General features: G+C 58.1%; 15 protein-coding genes. 7 read left to right on the forward strand and 8 right to left on the reverse strand.

Annotation, left to right across the window (positions count from 1 at the left end):
• Positions 1–209: 209 nt before the first annotated feature.
• The 5 genes from BUA38_RS17625 (at position 210) to BUA38_RS17645 (ending at position 5,064) form a co-directional block, all read left to right on the forward strand.
• The gene (locus BUA38_RS17625) at positions 210–806 is read left to right on the forward strand and encodes a thermostable hemolysin (protein WP_172806042.1); all 597 of its coding nucleotides are present in this window, start codon (positions 210–212) and stop codon (positions 804–806) included.
• Entirely contained in the window at positions 806–2,929 is a 2,124-nt protein-coding gene (locus BUA38_RS17630) for an AMP-binding protein (protein WP_072819632.1), read from the forward strand. The genes BUA38_RS17625 and BUA38_RS17630 overlap by 1 nt, the downstream gene beginning before the upstream one ends.
• Entirely contained in the window at positions 2,916–3,704 is a 789-nt protein-coding gene (locus BUA38_RS17635) for an SDR family NAD(P)-dependent oxidoreductase (protein WP_072819634.1), read from the forward strand. The genes BUA38_RS17630 and BUA38_RS17635 overlap by 14 nt, the downstream gene beginning before the upstream one ends.
• On the forward strand, positions 3,701–4,390 hold the full coding sequence (locus tag BUA38_RS17640; RefSeq protein ID WP_083587626.1) for a tetratricopeptide repeat protein: 690 nt from the start codon (positions 3,701–3,703) through the stop codon (positions 4,388–4,390). The genes BUA38_RS17635 and BUA38_RS17640 overlap by 4 nt, the downstream gene beginning before the upstream one ends.
• Positions 4,391–4,500: 110 nt before the next feature.
• Positions 4,501–5,064: a class I SAM-dependent methyltransferase gene (locus BUA38_RS17645; RefSeq protein WP_083587627.1), complete on the forward strand. Its 564-nt coding sequence runs from the start codon at positions 4,501–4,503 to the stop codon at positions 5,062–5,064.
• Here the strand turns inward: BUA38_RS17645 and BUA38_RS17650 are convergent.
• Positions 5,051–6,487, reverse strand: coding sequence for an ATP-binding protein (locus BUA38_RS17650; protein ID WP_072819638.1), 1,437 nt, complete (start codon positions 6,485–6,487; stop codon positions 5,051–5,053). The two genes, BUA38_RS17645 and BUA38_RS17650, sit on opposite strands and share 14 nt — an antisense overlap.
• 1 nt (position 6,488) lies before the next feature.
• Entirely contained in the window at positions 6,489–7,160 is a 672-nt protein-coding gene (locus BUA38_RS17655; protein ID WP_072819640.1) for a response regulator, read from the reverse strand.
• 793 nt (positions 7,161–7,953) lie between these two features.
• Between BUA38_RS17655 and BUA38_RS36740 the strand changes: the two genes are divergently transcribed.
• Positions 7,954–8,214, forward strand: coding sequence for a hypothetical protein (locus tag BUA38_RS36740; RefSeq protein ID WP_156898557.1), 261 nt, complete (start codon positions 7,954–7,956; stop codon positions 8,212–8,214).
• 1,594 nt (positions 8,215–9,808) lie between these two features.
• Entirely contained in the window at positions 9,809–11,563 is a 1,755-nt protein-coding gene (locus BUA38_RS17670) for a c-type cytochrome (protein ID WP_156898558.1), read from the forward strand.
• A gap of 435 nt (positions 11,564–11,998) precedes the next feature.
• On the opposite strand, the gene groL is transcribed toward BUA38_RS17670, so the two are convergent.
• The 6 genes from groL to BUA38_RS17705 form a co-directional block, all read right to left on the reverse strand.
• Positions 11,999–13,651: a chaperonin GroEL gene (groL, locus tag BUA38_RS17675; RefSeq protein WP_072819645.1), complete on the reverse strand. Its 1,653-nt coding sequence runs from the start codon at positions 13,649–13,651 to the stop codon at positions 11,999–12,001.
• A 138-nt stretch (positions 13,652–13,789) separates the two neighbouring features.
• Positions 13,790–14,107, reverse strand: a complete 318-nt coding sequence (locus tag BUA38_RS17680) for a co-chaperone GroES (RefSeq protein WP_072819647.1) — start codon at positions 14,105–14,107, stop codon at positions 13,790–13,792.
• Positions 14,108–14,557: 450 nt separating this feature from the next.
• Entirely contained in the window at positions 14,558–14,782 is a 225-nt protein-coding gene (locus BUA38_RS38075; RefSeq protein WP_072819649.1) for an ATP-binding protein, read from the reverse strand.
• The gene (locus BUA38_RS38080; RefSeq protein ID WP_244552981.1) at positions 14,773–15,000 is read right to left on the reverse strand and encodes a hypothetical protein; all 228 of its coding nucleotides are present in this window, start codon (positions 14,998–15,000) and stop codon (positions 14,773–14,775) included. Before BUA38_RS38080 ends, BUA38_RS38075 begins: the two co-directional genes overlap by 10 nt.
• 610 nt (positions 15,001–15,610) lie before the next feature.
• Entirely contained in the window at positions 15,611–15,823 is a 213-nt protein-coding gene (locus BUA38_RS17700) for a helix-turn-helix domain-containing protein (RefSeq protein WP_072819654.1), read from the reverse strand.
• 131 nt (positions 15,824–15,954) lie between these two features.
• Positions 15,955–16,170, reverse strand: coding sequence for a helix-turn-helix transcriptional regulator (locus tag BUA38_RS17705; RefSeq protein WP_072819656.1), 216 nt, complete (start codon positions 16,168–16,170; stop codon positions 15,955–15,957).
• Between the last annotated feature and the right edge of the window lie 4 nt (positions 16,171–16,174).

Here is a 16,174-nt window from a genome sequence, read left to right on the forward strand (position 1 = left end):
CGCTGAGGATGCACTCAGCGGCGAGCGAGGCCTTATGGGTCGATCGACGAAGTTATTTGATCCGGGAATGGCGGAGAACTTGGGTAATCGTATATCTACGAAAAGCCTCACGATTGTAAGGACACTGTAAGCAAGTATTCATATGAAAACGACTGCGGTGTCAGCAGGTTAATTGCTTTGGCGCAACTGCGGCAACAGAGAACGCGAAATTGAGCAAACCAAACCGGCGGGAGCGCCTTCGCATATTGACACGAGATTCGACGGTCGAGAGAGCCCGCGTCGAGCGTTTCATTGAGCGCAGATTTCTTGATCGGTTCGGCGCGCTGATCGCTGACCATTATCCCACGCTTTTGAGCTTGCAGAGCGATGAAGGGGAGGTTGTCTCAGCAATCGGACTTCGTAGTGCTTCTTCTGAAGAATTGTTTTTGGAGCAATACTTCGACGAGCCGATTGAACGTGTGATTTTGGAGATCACGAATGTCGTCGTGCCGCGGTCGGACATTCTCGAGGTAGGCAACATGGCGTCGATCGGGCGCGCTGCCAGCGCTCGTCTGATCGCCGCATCTGTCTCCTACCTCAGTAGCTGCCGATATCTTTATGCAGTAGCGACGGCAACGGAGGAGTTGCGCCGAATGCTAGTGGCCTTTGGATTCGCGTCACGCGGGCTTGGAGCCGCTCGAGCGGACCGGCTGCCAGACCAAGGCCGATCATGGGGAAGCTATTACGAACAGAATCCGGAAATCCTAATGGGTGAGATAAGACAAGTCTCTGATCGGGTGCGGCCACACGCGCGAGCGGGCCTTTAATGAGCCGCCTTCTCAATCAAATCGCGCAAAGCGCTGCCATTTGCGGCGGCTCCATCGCCCTCAGCGACGAACTGCGAACCTATACCTACGATGCGCTGGATGCGGAGGTCAGGACTGTCGCGAGGATGTTGCGTGAGGAGCTTCCGGGGAATGGGCCTGTCGCTCTTGTCGCAGATAACTCTTGTGCTTGGGTCCTTCTGGATTTGGCGCTTATTGCACTGAAGCGTCCGTTGGTGCCACTTCCAGGTTTTTTCACCCACGAACAGCGTAACTCGGCGCTGGTTCGCGTCGGAGCCCAAGCGTTGATCTGTGATGCAGCTGGAGGAAACGCACCCGCGATCGATGTCGGAGGGAAACAATTTCATATCAGGAAGTTGAATTCTCTCCCCGTTGAACTGCCGGGCGATACCGCAAAGGTCACTTTCACGTCGGGAACTACAGGAAACCCGAAAGGCGTCTGTCTTTCCCAGTCGGCAATGGAAAGGGTGTCTCTTTCCCTTGTCGACGCTATTGGGAAAGACAAGGCCGGTGTCCACGTGCCTATTCTGCCGCTTGCCGTGCTGCTCGAGAATGTCGGCGGTCTTTACACGACGCTTCTCGCTGGTGGGCATTATCGAGCGCTATCTCAGGCCGAAATCGGTTTCGCTAAACCTTTCGAGCCCGATTTCGCCAAACTGATTGGCGCGCTCGCCGACAACAAAGCGACCAGCGTGATCATGGTCCCCGAAATACTTCGGGCTGTCACTGGCACGCTGTTTCGTTCTCAAGCGAAGCTGCCCGAATTGAAGTATGTGGCAGTCGGCGGCGCAAGAGTGTCCGGTTCTTTACTTGATATGGCCCAGCGGCTGCATCTGCCCGTTTACCAAGGCTATGGGCTAAGCGAGGCCGGGTCCGTCGTAACCTTGAACACCACCGAAAGCGATCGCCCAGGAAGTGTGGGCAAACCGTTGCCGCACATAAAACTAAGTCTTGCGGCCGATGGCGAGATCTTGATCGAAGATCCCGGCTTTCTCGGATATTTGGGCGACGCGGCTGCGCCGAAGATCTATGAAACCGGCGATATTGGTCGGTTTGACGACGCCGGCTTCCTTTACGTTAGTGGCCGCAAATCCAACATCCTGATCACCGCGTACGGCCGGAATATCTCGCCCGAATGGGTGGAGAGTGAAATCACGGCCGACCCCGCTGTTTACCAAGCGTTCGTGTTTGGCGAAGCAAGTGCCCGGTTATCAGTGCTGGTTGTGCCGACGCAAGCGTCGGTATCGTCGGATCGGATCGCGGCCGCAATCGGCGCAGCAAATGCGAAGCTGCCAGACTACGCCAAGGTCGGAAGATGGTCGGTCGTTGCGCCATTCACGGCGCAAGAAGGCTTGTTGACCTCCAACGGAAGGTTGCAGCGTGACGCAATCAAGCAAAAATACAGTCCAATAATCGAGCAGATTGCCATGCCTAATTTCTATGAAACCCTTGTTATGGAGACGGCGACGCAACAGGCCTATCTGGTCGCGTCCAAGCAGATTCGACGGGGACTTGTCGGCGACATCTCTCTCGAAGCCTATCTGGAATACCTTGCCGAGGCCTATCACCATGTTCGGCACACCGTTCCACTGATGCAGTTCGTCAAGTCGCGCCTTCCGTCAGGGCGAGAATGGCTTGAGGAGGCGTTGGACGAATATATTGCAGAGGAATCGGGGCACGAGGAATGGATACTCGATGACATCCGCAACGCCGGCGGAGATGCGGAAGCGGTTCGTCTCGGCCGCCCGAACATGGCAACCGAGTTCATGGTCTCCTACGCCTATGACTTCATCAACAGGGTCAATCCGGTCGGCTTTTTTGGCATGGTCTTCGTGCTTGAAGGGACCAGTACCAAGCTTGCAACCACCGGCGCCGAAGCGTTGATGCGATCGCTCGGTCTGAAGGAGAACTGCTTTCGGTATTGGCTGTCGCACGGCGCGCTCGACCTCGAACACATGGACTTTTTCCGGGATCTGATGACTCGTATCGAACATACAGAAGATCAGGAGGCGATCATCCATATGGCCCAGCGAATGTTCATACTCTTTGCAAACGTTTTTAGAAGCATCCCGCCTGATTCGACTGCCCGCAATGCCGCTCTCTAGGCGCAAGGTTGTCCTGACCGGTGGCTCAGGCGGAATCGGCCGGCGCGTCGGCAAGCTGCTGATCGATCGCGGGGCGTCGTTGGTGACCGTTTCCCGATCTGTAGACGGGAACGCGGGAGCGCGGCATTTCTCTGCCGACCTCTCTTCGCCTGAAGGACTCAAGTCCGCGGTCGCTTTTGCAAGAGATGAAGAGCCGGACGTCCTCATCAATCTCGCCGGTGTTCAATATCTTGGACCGGTGGAGCAGCAATCCGATGCCGACGTAGAGGCCACTTACGCTATCAATCTGGTTGCTCCTGCGCTTCTCTGCCAGGCCGTTCTGCCGGCCATGAAGCGCAAGCGGAGTGGCCAGCTCGTCAACGTCGGCTCCATCCTAGGCTCGATAGCACTCGCTTATTTTGTGACATATTCGAGTTCAAAGGCTGGACTTCGATCATTGAGCGAGGCGCTGCGGCGCGAATTGGCTGGCACAGGCATCACCGTCACCTATATCGCGCCCCGTGCAGTCAGAACCGGACTGATCACACGCAAGCTCGCGGAATACGCCGATCTGACCGGAATGGCGATCGACGAGCCCGACTCGATCGCAAGCCGAATCGTCGACGTCATCGAACGGGGGAGCGAGGAAGTCTACTTCGGCAGTGCCGAGCGATTGTTCGTCAAGGTGAACGGCGTCATGCCGCGCTTGATCGATTTTTTCTTGGCGAAAAATGACCGCAAAGCAAGCGCGCTTTTTTCACCTCGAGACCGATCCAGCGGAGGAGCCGCATCGTGAGCGCCAATAAATCACGGCTTGTTTTCTTCGTCGTGGCCTGCATCATCGCATGCGCGAGCAATTCCACCCGAATCTGGGCGGCTGATTCAAAGGCGTTAAGCGCGGAGATTTTGGACATCGCAAATGCATGGGCGCATATCAAATTTGAAGAAGGCGACACGGCGCTGCAGCAAAAGCAGATAGCAGCGCTTGCCGATCGGGCTTCTCTGCTTGCTCAGAAATTTCCGGGCCGCGCGGAGCCCATCATCTGGAAGGGTGTATTGCTCAGCGAGGGTGCCTCGATGGCCAGCGAGGATCACAGCATGCTGACGGCAAGATCACTCGCCTATCAGGCTCGAGATGTCTTGCTGGAAGCGGAAAAGATAGATCCCACGGCACTTGAAGCGGGCGCTTCGGCAAGCCTCGGCGTCCTTTATTACCGCGTGCCTTCCTTTCCAATCGCATTCGGCGATACTGAACTGGCGCGCAAATACCTTGAAGAAGCGGTCCGCAACTCGCCGAACGGAATGGATGCAAACTATTTTTACGGCGATTTCTTGTATGATCAACGCGACTACGCAGGCGCCGAGCGCGTCTGGAAGCATGCATTGACCATTCCCGTCAATAAGGACCGGCCGGTCTGGGATAAGGCCCGGCGCCAGGTCATTCAGGAAAAACTAGCGAAGCTCGCGGCCAAAGGTAACTGATCCGCCTTGCCGCCGTGAACAAATACGAACTTCGCGCTCGCTTTTGGCACGAACTCGGCCGCCAGTTGCGCAATCCGACCGGCAGCAGGGGGCGATGGGTCGGCCGATTAATGTCCGTCATCAACGCGCGGCCGAATCTGCTTGCCATAGAGGCACTGCAGGGCGCTCAAGCGGATAGAATCCTCGAACTTGGAGTCGGCTCTGGCTGGGCGCTGCAAGAATTGGCGCGAGCTGTCAAGCATGGTCGGATTTGGGGCATCGACCAATCGGCCGACATGATTGCTCTGGCGGCGCGCAGAAACCACCTTTGGACACACCGGGCAAGCGTTTCGCTGGCGCGAGCCAAATTTGAGGCGTTGCCTTTCCCGAGCGAGTCGTTCGATCGAATTCTCGCTGTCAACGTCGCATATTTTTTTGGTAGCGACGGCCGGGCATTTCGCGAAGCTCGCCGCGTCCTGAGGCCGCAAGGCCGAATGGTTATTTACGTGTCCGACAGGGCAACCCTTGCGAACTGGCCTTTTGCCGGCGAGGATACGCATCGAAGCTTTGACCGGGACGAACTGATTGCCGCCATCGAAGACGGCGGTTTTGCGAGGAACGAAATCACGGTCGAACCTGTGAGCTTGCCCTTCGGGGTGTCAGGCTTGCTCGGGACCGTGGTCAGGCAACCCTAGGCAGGTCCTCGCCGATTGTCTTATCCAGCCTATCCGGATTACTCAGCTCTTTCAGGTTGCGTCCAACGAGGGCGGCGCGGGAGAGCCGAATGGAGAATTGAGCGCCGCCACTGGGAGCGTCGGTGACGGACACCGTGCCCCGCATCGCTTTCATGATCTTCTCGACAATGGACAGGCCAAGTCCTGATCCATCCGTGGATTTATCGCCCCGCCAGAAGCGCTCGAATATCCTTGGCCGCAGCTCCTCCGAAATGCCCGGACCCGAATCAATTACGTCGACCCCCGGAAGATCACTAATTCGTACCCCTACGGCGGTCCCGCGAGGAGTGTGCTTAATCGCGTTTTCGATAAGATTCTGCAGGGCAGCCTTGAGCGCGAAACTGCTCGTTCGTACAAACAGATTGCCGTCGTTGCGTTCGAGTTTGATGCTCTTACCTGCATTGATGGCAATGGGCGCAAGATTAGCAGCAACATCGGCCACCAGTGCATTGAGCTCGACGAGCTCCGTAAAGTCGATGGTCAGCGAGTCGAGTTGCGCTACCAACAGTAGCTGCGAAACGATTCTGGCCATGTGATCAACGTCGATCTTGAGCAGCTCAATCAACTCGGGATCCTCGAGAGACTGCACATTGGCCATCAGAACCGCCAGTGGCGTACGCAACTGATGTGCGGCATTGGCATTGAATTCCCTTTGCCGTTTCAGACCCTCCTCTAGGCGGTCCAGCACCTCATTTAACGACAGAACGCATGGAAGAATTTCTCTGGGCGCGTCATCGGTCGGAAAACGAACGTGCGTATTGGCTGGCCCGATCGAGCGCGCAATTTCGGACATCTGCCGGAGCGGTCGAAGCCCTCGATTGACTATCCATAAGCAAACGGCGACGAGCACAAACAAGAAAAGAAAATACAACCAGTCGCCGTCGACCAAGAATTCCTCAAGGACCTGCTTACCGAGGCCCTTGGTTTGCTCGGAAACCCGCTCGGCTTGAACATAAATGGTGCGGCCACCCACCTGTGTGCGGAGCGCCGCGCCAAGTACCACGCCGGGGTGTTCCCGACGACCGCTATCATATTTGTAAACGTTGTGGTCCTTGTCGCTAAGCTCCGGAAGCTCTCCGATGCGCCCCGAGTTGCCGATCAAAACTTGACCACTGGTATCCCGGATCGCAAACCGGTGCCTGCTTTCCGAACCGGAATATGCCTCCGCAAGAAGTACAGGCAGATGCAGGTGGACGCCGTTTTCAGCAGAAATGTCGATATGCGCGGCGATGTCCCTCACTTGAGCAAGCAACGCGCGTTCATGCAGCCGGTCGTTTGCCCATTTTGCTTTAACGAACAGCCAGCTGCACGCACAAATAAAGGCAATTGCCATCGTTACCGAAAGGCCGATAGTGATCCGCCGAAAAAGCGAATAGGGCTTCAACTCAGCGCTCCTTGATCATGTAGCCAATGCCGTGCAACGTATGGATACGGCAATCGGACTCGCAGTGCTGCAGCCGGCGGCGCAGACGAAAGACCAAAACTTCGATTGAGTTTTGGGACCTATTCTTACCCAACCCGTTGAGGTTGTCTTCCAGGATTTCTTTCGAAATCACCTGGCCCTCCCGACGCATCAACAATTCCAGCGCTCTGATTTCGCGAGGCGAGAAGTGAACAATCGAGCCGCCGACCGTCACTTGTCGGGCTGCTGAGTTTAGCTGGGTATTTCCGATTGTCAGCAGCGTGGCAAGAGGTTGGCCAGGGCGTCTTAGCAGCGCACGGATGCGCGCAGCTAGTTCGATCATCGCAAACGGCTTTACTAGATAGTCATCCGCTCCAGCATCAAGCCCCATCACCCTACTTTCAATCGAGTCGCGGGCAGTGAGGATTAGTATGGGAACGTCGGTTCTCCTCCGGCGGAGATGGCCTAGAACTTCAAGGCCGTCTTGATCCGGTAAACCCAGGTCGAGCAAGATCGCATCATAGTTCAGCGCAGAGAAGGCGTCGACGCCGGCCCGTGCAGTTGGGAAGGCGTCTAGATCGAAGCCCTCGCGGCTGAGTCCCTTTGTAAGTGACTGAGCGAGCCTGTAGCTATCTTCTATAAGCAGAATTCTCATCCGTTGCCCGACCGCGAGAAAAATTGTAAAGGGACAAATATAGAAAATAGCAGTTGCGCCAGTAGATTAAGGCAAAAATGGGCTATTTTCGAACACTAAGCTGTTGGTGGCACAGATCCTTGTGATGAGGACACTCGTGCAACGAGTGCGGTTGTTAAGATAGGCTGGTCCTGACGTTCCTCGGTTGGCGCAAAGACACAGCTGAGCAACGCGGGTAAATGATGGTCCCATGACTGTACGCTCGAATGATATGGTGGATGGCGCGCCTCACGCGCGTGCCGCCCGCCATTCCCCCTCGGGACGGTCAGTCCCAAAGGGAATATTGGACATCCTCTTCGCTGGCTTGAACTGCTATCATGTGCCTCCCCTGCCTCAAGGGCATAAACGAGCCGAGCTGACGAAGCGGCGCAGCATAGATCGCGGAGGAGCAGGTTGAGGTCTCAATCGATCCGAGGAGCCATCACCATGCATGCGATTCGAAAATTGCGCGAGTCAGGTCACGCTACCGTAGCTGACTACGAAAAACTTCTCGCTCCAGTGGTCACAAACCTTCTCCGGCCTTTTCGGGAATGCCCTATTTGCGGGGCTTTCGGAGCACTGGGACCTACCACTCTGCACAAAACCCCACATCAATTCTGTTCAACATCGACTGCGCGACGGCCGCATGCCTGAGTGAGCGCGGGATTTCCAAATGTCACGTTAGTGAAGTTTCTAACGTGGAATTTAGCGGCGACGGCGCAATGGGTTTCCTACCTCATCCTCTGTTCGTCCGCTGAAAAGAGGAGATATTACGATGACCATCAGGTTGATCGGTGCAGCCGCACTTTCACTGGTGCTCGTGGGTCCGGCAATAGCTGGCAGTGACAGCTACGCAATGCACGACGCGTATCGCGGGCTCTATCGTCATCATAGAATGCCCGCGCAAGACGCGATCAGATTTGGCTATGGCAATGAATATCCAACCTATCATTCAGGATGGGGAGGACTCTATGGGGACGGCAACTACCCTGGCACCATCGACGACAATATGGGGCCTCCATATTTGGGGCGGTGAGGACTGCGAGCCTCCATCAGCTTCGCGCATCGGCGCTCACACGACCGAAGTGACGATGTGCTTGCTGTTGCTCACCATGGTCTCAAACGGGTCCTACGTCTGAGTCGCCGCGCTTCTCAACGAAGCGGTCGAGAAGGCTTCGCGACGAGCCACCGGCATACCAACCGCAAACGCTTGCGGGCAAGAACAACAGACTGATTTTCAAAGCGCTCTAAGCTACCTCACCACTACTCTATCCCGACCTAACTCGAAAAATATATCCCCGGCTGATCGGTTATATCCACGGCTGATCGATCCGATCTTCTCGAAACTCAGAGGGCCCTTTGGTCAATTTGCGCCGGCGCTGAACGCGCTCTTGCGGCGGGGCTGCTGGGTCTTCGATCTTTTCAAGCGCCCCTTCAGCAAGACGCGCTGCCCGCGCGGCCTGCAATCGCGCGTGAGAGCGAGATATTGGGGAGGACGATCTTAACCGTTCCCGCGCCAACGCTTTGGCGGCCTCAGCCGGCGCGGCCTTCTCAACTCGCCGCTCGCAGTCCTCCGCAAGCGTCCTAAGCTGACCCGCAACCATGCGGTCAGTTATTCTCACAGCGGCGCGGTGTAACATTCGCGCTATTTCCAAATATTCCTTGCTCAGCATGCCGCCTCCGCGATCGCCCGCCCGGCTCAAAACAGATATGAGGATGGTCGGACGGCTGCGCGGTCACCGGAAGTTCACAAGACCATGAGGTGAACCGAACGTGACTGAAATGCAGACTCTCAATTTGGCTTGTACGGAAGACCTGCAATGTCGCAGGTCGTGTAGCCGTGGTCGGAAGAACCAGATGAACCCATCGCGCCTAGAGCAGGCATTTATGATTTGGTTCCGGTCCGCGAACTCCCATACGGGCCCGCAGCTCCGTCACAGCGTCAGAGGCCGGACAGATGGCAGCATCCGACTACGTGCCGATAGGTTCGGTATCGAAGGCATTGATTACATAGGCGCAACCGAGGTCAACGGCAAAAATGCTTCTCAAACGGAGAAGAGCAGTGCAACGATCCCTGTGTCGAAAAAACCGGATGCCGTCACCAAATTAATCCAGAGTAATGCGGGTAAAGTTCCGAGTGAAAGGCAATATAGCCCGTGCGCTGGGTGGACTTTTGTCTTGCGCCAAGACTGGAAGGATCTTGGTAATGCCGCCGGCCCAGTATGTCCTGGCTAAGCGGCCAATGCGCAGGGTGCGCAAATCTCATTTGCCAATGATCTTGCAGCTAAAAACCAGATAGCGACCATTAACGGAACCGCAGCGCTTCTTTTAAGTCCATCACCGGCGATGTGCCAACACCTCGGCTTCGTCGGGTGCTCCAGTCACAGCGGCAGGAGGACCTTCATCACAACGCGCTATTTCCGACATCCGACGGAGTCGAGAGTTGAACGGTCCGGTCGGCGGCCGGATTCCGGCGCGATCCAATCACAAAGGTTTGAGTCCCGAAAAATTCGTGCAAACCAGAAATGTCTGCGTTGCAAGACGAGCTACCGTTCAAACATCTCAAACCGATGGCGCAAAGCGAGCCGAACTCCCCCAGTTCCGGACCGCATGAAAGGACGAAGGATCAAATGTCGTCAACCCAGCCCTCAAAGATGAATCTTCCTTCGGTCCTCCTGGTGCTCGGTGTCGCCGCGGTGGCCGCTCCGCATGGTGCCGTCGCCGCAGAATGTCAAAATCAGGAAACCGGTATCACCCTCTCACCCGGATTCTGCGCCACCGTCTTTGCCGACAATCTCGGCCACGTCCGTCAAATGACGGTCAGCAGCGACAATGTCGTCTATGCCAACACCTGGAGCGGTCGCTACTACCACAACGACACTCCGCCGGCTGGCGGATTCCTGCTCGCGCTCAAGGATACTTCCGGCAGCGGCAAGGCAGATGTCGTCAAGCGTTTTGGCCCGGACAAGGCCGCCGGCGCTGCCGGCGGCACCGGCATCGCGCTCTACAATGGTGCGCTCTATGCCGAACTGAACGACAAGATCGTCAGCTATGCGCGCGCCCAGGGCGAGATCGTGCCGGCCGGCCAGCCGAAGACCGTGTTATCCGGCATGCCGCTGACCGGCGATCACCCAATGCACCCGTTTGCCATCGACGCCAAGGGTAACCTGTTCGTCGACCTGGGATCGGCCACGAATGCATGCCAGGACGACAATCGCATGCCCCTGTCGCCCGGGCACAATCCCTGTACCGAGCTAGAGACGCGGGCTGGCATCTGGCGCTACGACGCCAACAAGGCCGGCCAGACTTTCTCGGCCGCCGCGCGCTATGCCACCGGCATCCGCAATGGAGAGGGGTTCGGGTTCGACAAGGCCGGACGGCTCTTTGTTACGCAGCACGGTCGCGATCAGCTCTCACAGAACTGGCCCAAGCTCTATAGTGTCGACCAAGGCGTCGAACTGCCGGCCGAGGAACTGCTCGAACTGAAACAGGGCGGCGATTACGGATGGCCGGAATGCTACTACGATCAGAGTCAGAAAAAGCTGGTCCTGGCGCCCGAATATGGTGGCGACGGAGGCAAGACGGTCGGGGTTTGCGCCGACAAGGAGGGGCCGGTGGCCGCCTTTCCGGGTCATTGGGCGCCCAACGACCTGTTGATCTATACGGGCACACAGTTTCCCGAGCCTTATCGTGACGGCGCCTTCATCGCTTTCCACGGTTCGTGGAATCGCGCGCCGCGGGCGCAGGCGGGCTACAATGTGGTCTTTCAGCCGATGAGCGACGGCAAGGCGGCGGGCGATTACGTCGTGTTCGCCGATGGCTTCGCTGGCGCGCACAAGGATCCTGGTCGCGCCGCCTTTCGGCCGAGCGGCCTGGCCATGGGGCCGGATGGCGCGCTCTACATTTCCGACGACGTGCATGGCCGCATCTGGCGGGTGACTTATCGCGGCGATGCAGCGACCGCGCGGGTGGCAGCTGCGCCAGCCCCTGCTGCGGCATCCGGCGCGGCCGGCGCTGCCCTGCCGCCGGAAGGAACGCATGCGGATGCGGGTCGCGCCACCCCCGACCTTCCGGTGCCGCCCGACGCCACCAAGGATCAGGTCGCGCTAGGCGACCGCATCTTCCACGGCGAGGCCGACAACGGCACCTGCAGCGGATGCCACGGGTCCGACGCCAAGGGAACGTCGGTCGGCCCCGACCTGACCAACGGCATTTGGGTGTGGGGCGACGGCAGCCTCGGGGCCATCACCAAGACCGTGACCGACGGCGTACCGCGCCCTCGCAACTATACAGGCGTCATGCCGCCGAAGGGCGGCGCCCAACTGTCGGACGCCGACGTCGCCGCGGTGTCCGCCTATGTCTGGGCGATCGGTCACACCAAGTAGGTGAGGAGCCGCTGACGACAGGATTGCCGTCTATGATCTGACCCATCTCTCGCGAAGCCGGGGGATTACGCACTGACGAAACCGACTTGGCGAGTCGTCGCCGAGAAGAAAGCGGACTTGTGCAGCGGCAATGTATATTGGTGGGTTGCGCCGCCGCATCAATCCGTCACTGATGAAATCAGCGTCTTTTCCCGTCTCGCGACTAGATCCGTTGTCGGAAATAATAAATGAAGAGGCCGGCGTCTCGAAGAATTTCTCGCTTACGGCAACAACACTCATGTCCGCTTCGGCAATTCCGAGCGCCGCTACCCCATCTCGGTTTATGGTTAAACACTTGGTCGCCGATATCGGCAACGCCTAGCTCGCGACTGCGAAAAAAGGCCCGGCTTTTTTTTGCCGGGCCTTTCCTATTGTTGAGCGGCAAACAGTTTGGCCTTAGAAATCCATACCGCCCATGCCGCCCATTCCGCCGCCGCCCTGAGGCATGCCTCCGGCACCGGCGTTTTTCTTCGGAACTTCAGCCACCATGGCTTCGGTGGTGATCAGGAGAGCCGCAACCGAAGCCGCGTTCTGGATTGCCACACGGACCACCTTGGTCGGGTCAATGATGCCCTTGGAGATCAGGTTGACGTATTCGCCAGTCTGGCTGTCGAAGCCGAACGAATACTGATCCTTTTCGAGGATCTTGCCGACGATGACGGAGCCGTCTTCGCCCGCGTTGATCGCGATCTGGCGGGCCGGATAGGATAGTGCTTTGCGCACGATCTCGACGCCGGTCTTCTGGTCGTCGTTCTTGGTGCGAATGCCCTTTAGGTGCTCGGAAGCACGCAGCAGAGCGACACCGCCGCCCGGAACGATGCCTTCTTCCACAGCCGCACGGGTCGCATGCATCGCGTCATCCACGCGATCCTTGCGCTCCTTCACCTCGACCTCGGTCGCGCCGCCGACGCGGATCACCGCGACGCCGCCGGCGAGCTTGGCCAGGCGTTCCTGGAGCTTCTCGCGGTCGTAGTCCGAGGTGGTTTCCTCGATCTGCGCCTTGATCTGCGCCACGCGAGCTTCGATGTCGACCTTCTTGCCGGCGCCGTTGACGATCGTGGTGTTTTCCTTGTCGATCATCACCTTCTTGGCGCGGCCGAGCATGTTGAGGGTGACGTTCTCGAGCTTGATGCCGAGATCTTCCGAGATGGCCTGGCCACCGGTCAGGATCGCGATGTCCTGCAGCATGGCCTTGCGGCGATCGCCGAAGCCCGGAGCCTTGACGGCCGCGACCTTCAGACCGCCACGCAGACGGTTGACGACCAGGGTGGCGAGGGCCTCGCCTTCGACGTCTTCCGCGATAATCACAAGCGGCTTACCGCTCTGCGCCACGGCTTCCAGTAAGGGAAGCAATTCATTTAACTGAGACAGCTTCTTTTCACTGATGAGGACGTAGGCATCTTCCATTTCAACGCGCATCTTGTCGGCATTGGTGACGAAGTAGGGCGAGATGTAGCCGCGGTCGAACTGCATGCCTTCGACGACCTCGAGTTCGGTCTCAAGCGACTTGGCTTCCTCGACCGTGATCACGCCCTCGTTGCCGACCTTCTTCATGGCGTCGGAGAGGAACTTGCCGATCTCGGCATCGCCGTTGGCCGAAATAGTGCCGACCTGGGCGATTTCCTCGTTCGAGGTGACCTTCTTGGAGTTCTTGACGAGGTCCGCAACGACGGCTTCGACCGCGAGGTCGATACCGCGCTTCAGATCCATCGGGTTCATGCCGGCGGCAACGGCCTTGGCGCCTTCGCGCACGATCGCAGCCGCCAGAACGGTCGCGGTGGTGGTGCCGTCGCCGGCGGCATCGGCCGACTTGGAGGCGACTTCGCGCACCATCTGGGCGCCCATGTTCTCGAACTTGTCGTCAAGCTCGATTTCCTTGGCGACGGTGACGCCATCCTTGGTGATGCGGGGCGCGCCGAATGACTTGTCGAGCACGACGTTGCGGCCCTTCGGGCCGAGCGTCACTTTTACCGCGTTGTTGAGAATTTCGACGCCGCGCAACATCCTGTCGCGGGCATCGACGCCGAATTTGACTTCTTTGGCTGACATAATGGTCTCCGTTTTCCATCGATCCCATACCGCTGAAATAGGCGGGTTCTTCGGGGATGAGATTTGAACCTGCGGGCCGCATCCTTCGAGACGCCGGCTGTGCCGGCTCCTCAGGATGAGGTAAAGTGACTGGCGCGCTTACGCGGCTTTCTTCTTAGCGGCGGGCAGATCGGTGAGAACGCCCATAATGTCGCTTTCCTTCATGATCAGCAGTTCCTGACCATCGAGCTTGACCTCGGTGCCCGACCACTTGCCGAACAACACGCGGTCGCCAACCTTGAGGTCAATCGGGATCAGCTTGCCGGCTTCGTCGCGGCCACCCGGACCGACGGCGGTGATTTCGCCCTGCGAGGGCTTTTCCTTGGCAGTGTCCGGAATGATGATGCCGCCAGTGGTCTTCTCTTCGGCGTCGATACGCTTGACCACGACGCGGTCGTGAAGCGGACGGAATTTCATGCTGTCCTCCTATTTTCTGATTGTTGTTGCTTGGACTAAATAGCAGTCGAGGCTAGCGAGTGCTAACCACCTAGAAGTAAGCCGGCGTAGGGGGCGTACAAGACCTTCCCGAAACGATATTCCGTTCAAAGGCAGCACGACTAACTGCCCAAGGGCCGCTGGCGGTTACCATCCGGCGCAACCACGGCGTTTTCGCAATGATTTTGAAACTCACGACCAACGACACGGCTAGCATCTGGGTCAATCTTTCGCGGATACCTGCAGATGACGCTAATTGCCGCGCATGGCGGCGGATGACATAAGCCCGAGGCCCGCCACCTGAAAGGTCGCCGCGCACGCCACAGCGAAGTACCGCGAGTGTCGCTCTGTGGCGCGAAGCGGACACATCCCCCGCCTCGTACCAGACGAACCGGAGTAGCCCGTCACTGATCTCGGCGGTCCTTCGCCATTTCAGACTGAACTGGCCGTTTTGGGGCGAAATGCTATTTCAACCACAAAACCTAGCCCGGGCAGGATGTCAAAGCGGAAACCGTGCAGCTTGACGATCGCCGCAACTAGGCTGAGACCCAGCCCCAAGCCCTTGATATGGCGGCTTCGATCTGATCGGTAGAATCGCTGCACAACCAGCTCGCGCTCGTCCTCGCGGACCCCCGGTCCGGTGTCGGTCACTCGCACGAAGCCGTCGTTGCCGCGGCTTGTAAGACAGACATCAATACGCCCCCTTTCCGGCGTGAAGTGATGGCATTGTCGAGCAGGTTGGCAACCACTTCGAAAAGAAGGTCGCGGTCACCGCGCACAATTAGCTCCGATTCCGTTCTCACCCTAAGTTCGATCCGCTTCTGCTCGGCCAACGGCTCGTAGAGTTCGCCAATCTCGCCCACCAGGTCGGCCAACGCAACGTTGCCGAACCCATCCGTGCGTCGAACCTGCTCAATCTCGCGAATGCGCAAAAGCGCGGCAACGATCGAGATCGCATGGTCAATGCGCGCGATCGCTTTATCGACTGCCGTCTGCCAGTCCGCGACCGAATTGGCGTTGGCGCGAGCCCGGTCGAGGCCGATCCGGACGGCCGTAAGCGGCGACCGCAGGTCATGCGCAATGTCGTCGCCGGCGCTGGCGAGGCTCTGGACAGCATCTCGATTTCGTCCAGCATGCCATTGACGAGAGTGGCGAGCCTATCCAGCGGCTCGTCGGTGCCGCTTGTCGGTAGCCGTTGCTCGCCTGCCACGATGCGTTGGACGCGCGCACTCATTTCCGCAACGCGCTTTTGCTCGCGAGTCTCCAGGACTATCGCTGCGACGAGTGCGAGTCCGAACCCCGGAAACAGGCCGAAGATCAGTCCGCGCTTCACGACCTCAGCGGTTTGCTCATTGTAATTGGTACTCCACGTGGCATCCACAACCGGGCAGTCTATTGGAGCGAACGCGTGCGCCTGATGCAGCATTAGGCCAATCGTCTCGATCGCCTACGCAAGTGAGTTGCCGTGCCGCTGCGCAAATCCGGCTAAAGCATAGCCCGTGATTCAACTCGTGGCAGCGAAGCATGATATTCATCGATGCTATCGAGATCGATGAGCGTCTTGCCTCCCATCTTGTAGGCCCTGATCCGTTCCTGCGCGATCAGCTCATAGGCTTTCGTTTTTCCGAACTTTCCATAGCGGCACCCATCCTTAAACTCGACGAGCCGGCGCTGTTTGTTGTTGTCGTTGTCAGCCATGGTTCAAAGAGGTGCTTCGATGATCTCTACGATAAGGGGATCAGGACCGGCCGCGCCAGTTGGCATTTGCACAAGGGCACATCCAGGGTACAGGAGGGCAAAAATCGGACGGTCGGGAGCGTTGTCAGAGTTCATCGAACCGGATCGAACTCGAGTTTCGGATGCCACGCGACGGGATCTGCGATCCAGCGGTTGATGTCGGATTCATGCCACCCGGACCCGTTGGTGCTGATTTGGAGCTGAGCGGGGAAGGTGCCCTCAGCGATCTTGCGGTAGATGGTGGATCGGGACAGCCCGGTCTTGGCGAGAACGGTTTTCAAACGGATGATACGATCTGGTTCGCGCATGGCC

This window comes from Bradyrhizobium erythrophlei, assembly GCF_900142985.1.
In the GTDB taxonomy this organism is placed as follows: Bacteria; Pseudomonadota; Alphaproteobacteria; order Rhizobiales; family Xanthobacteraceae; genus Bradyrhizobium; species Bradyrhizobium erythrophlei_B.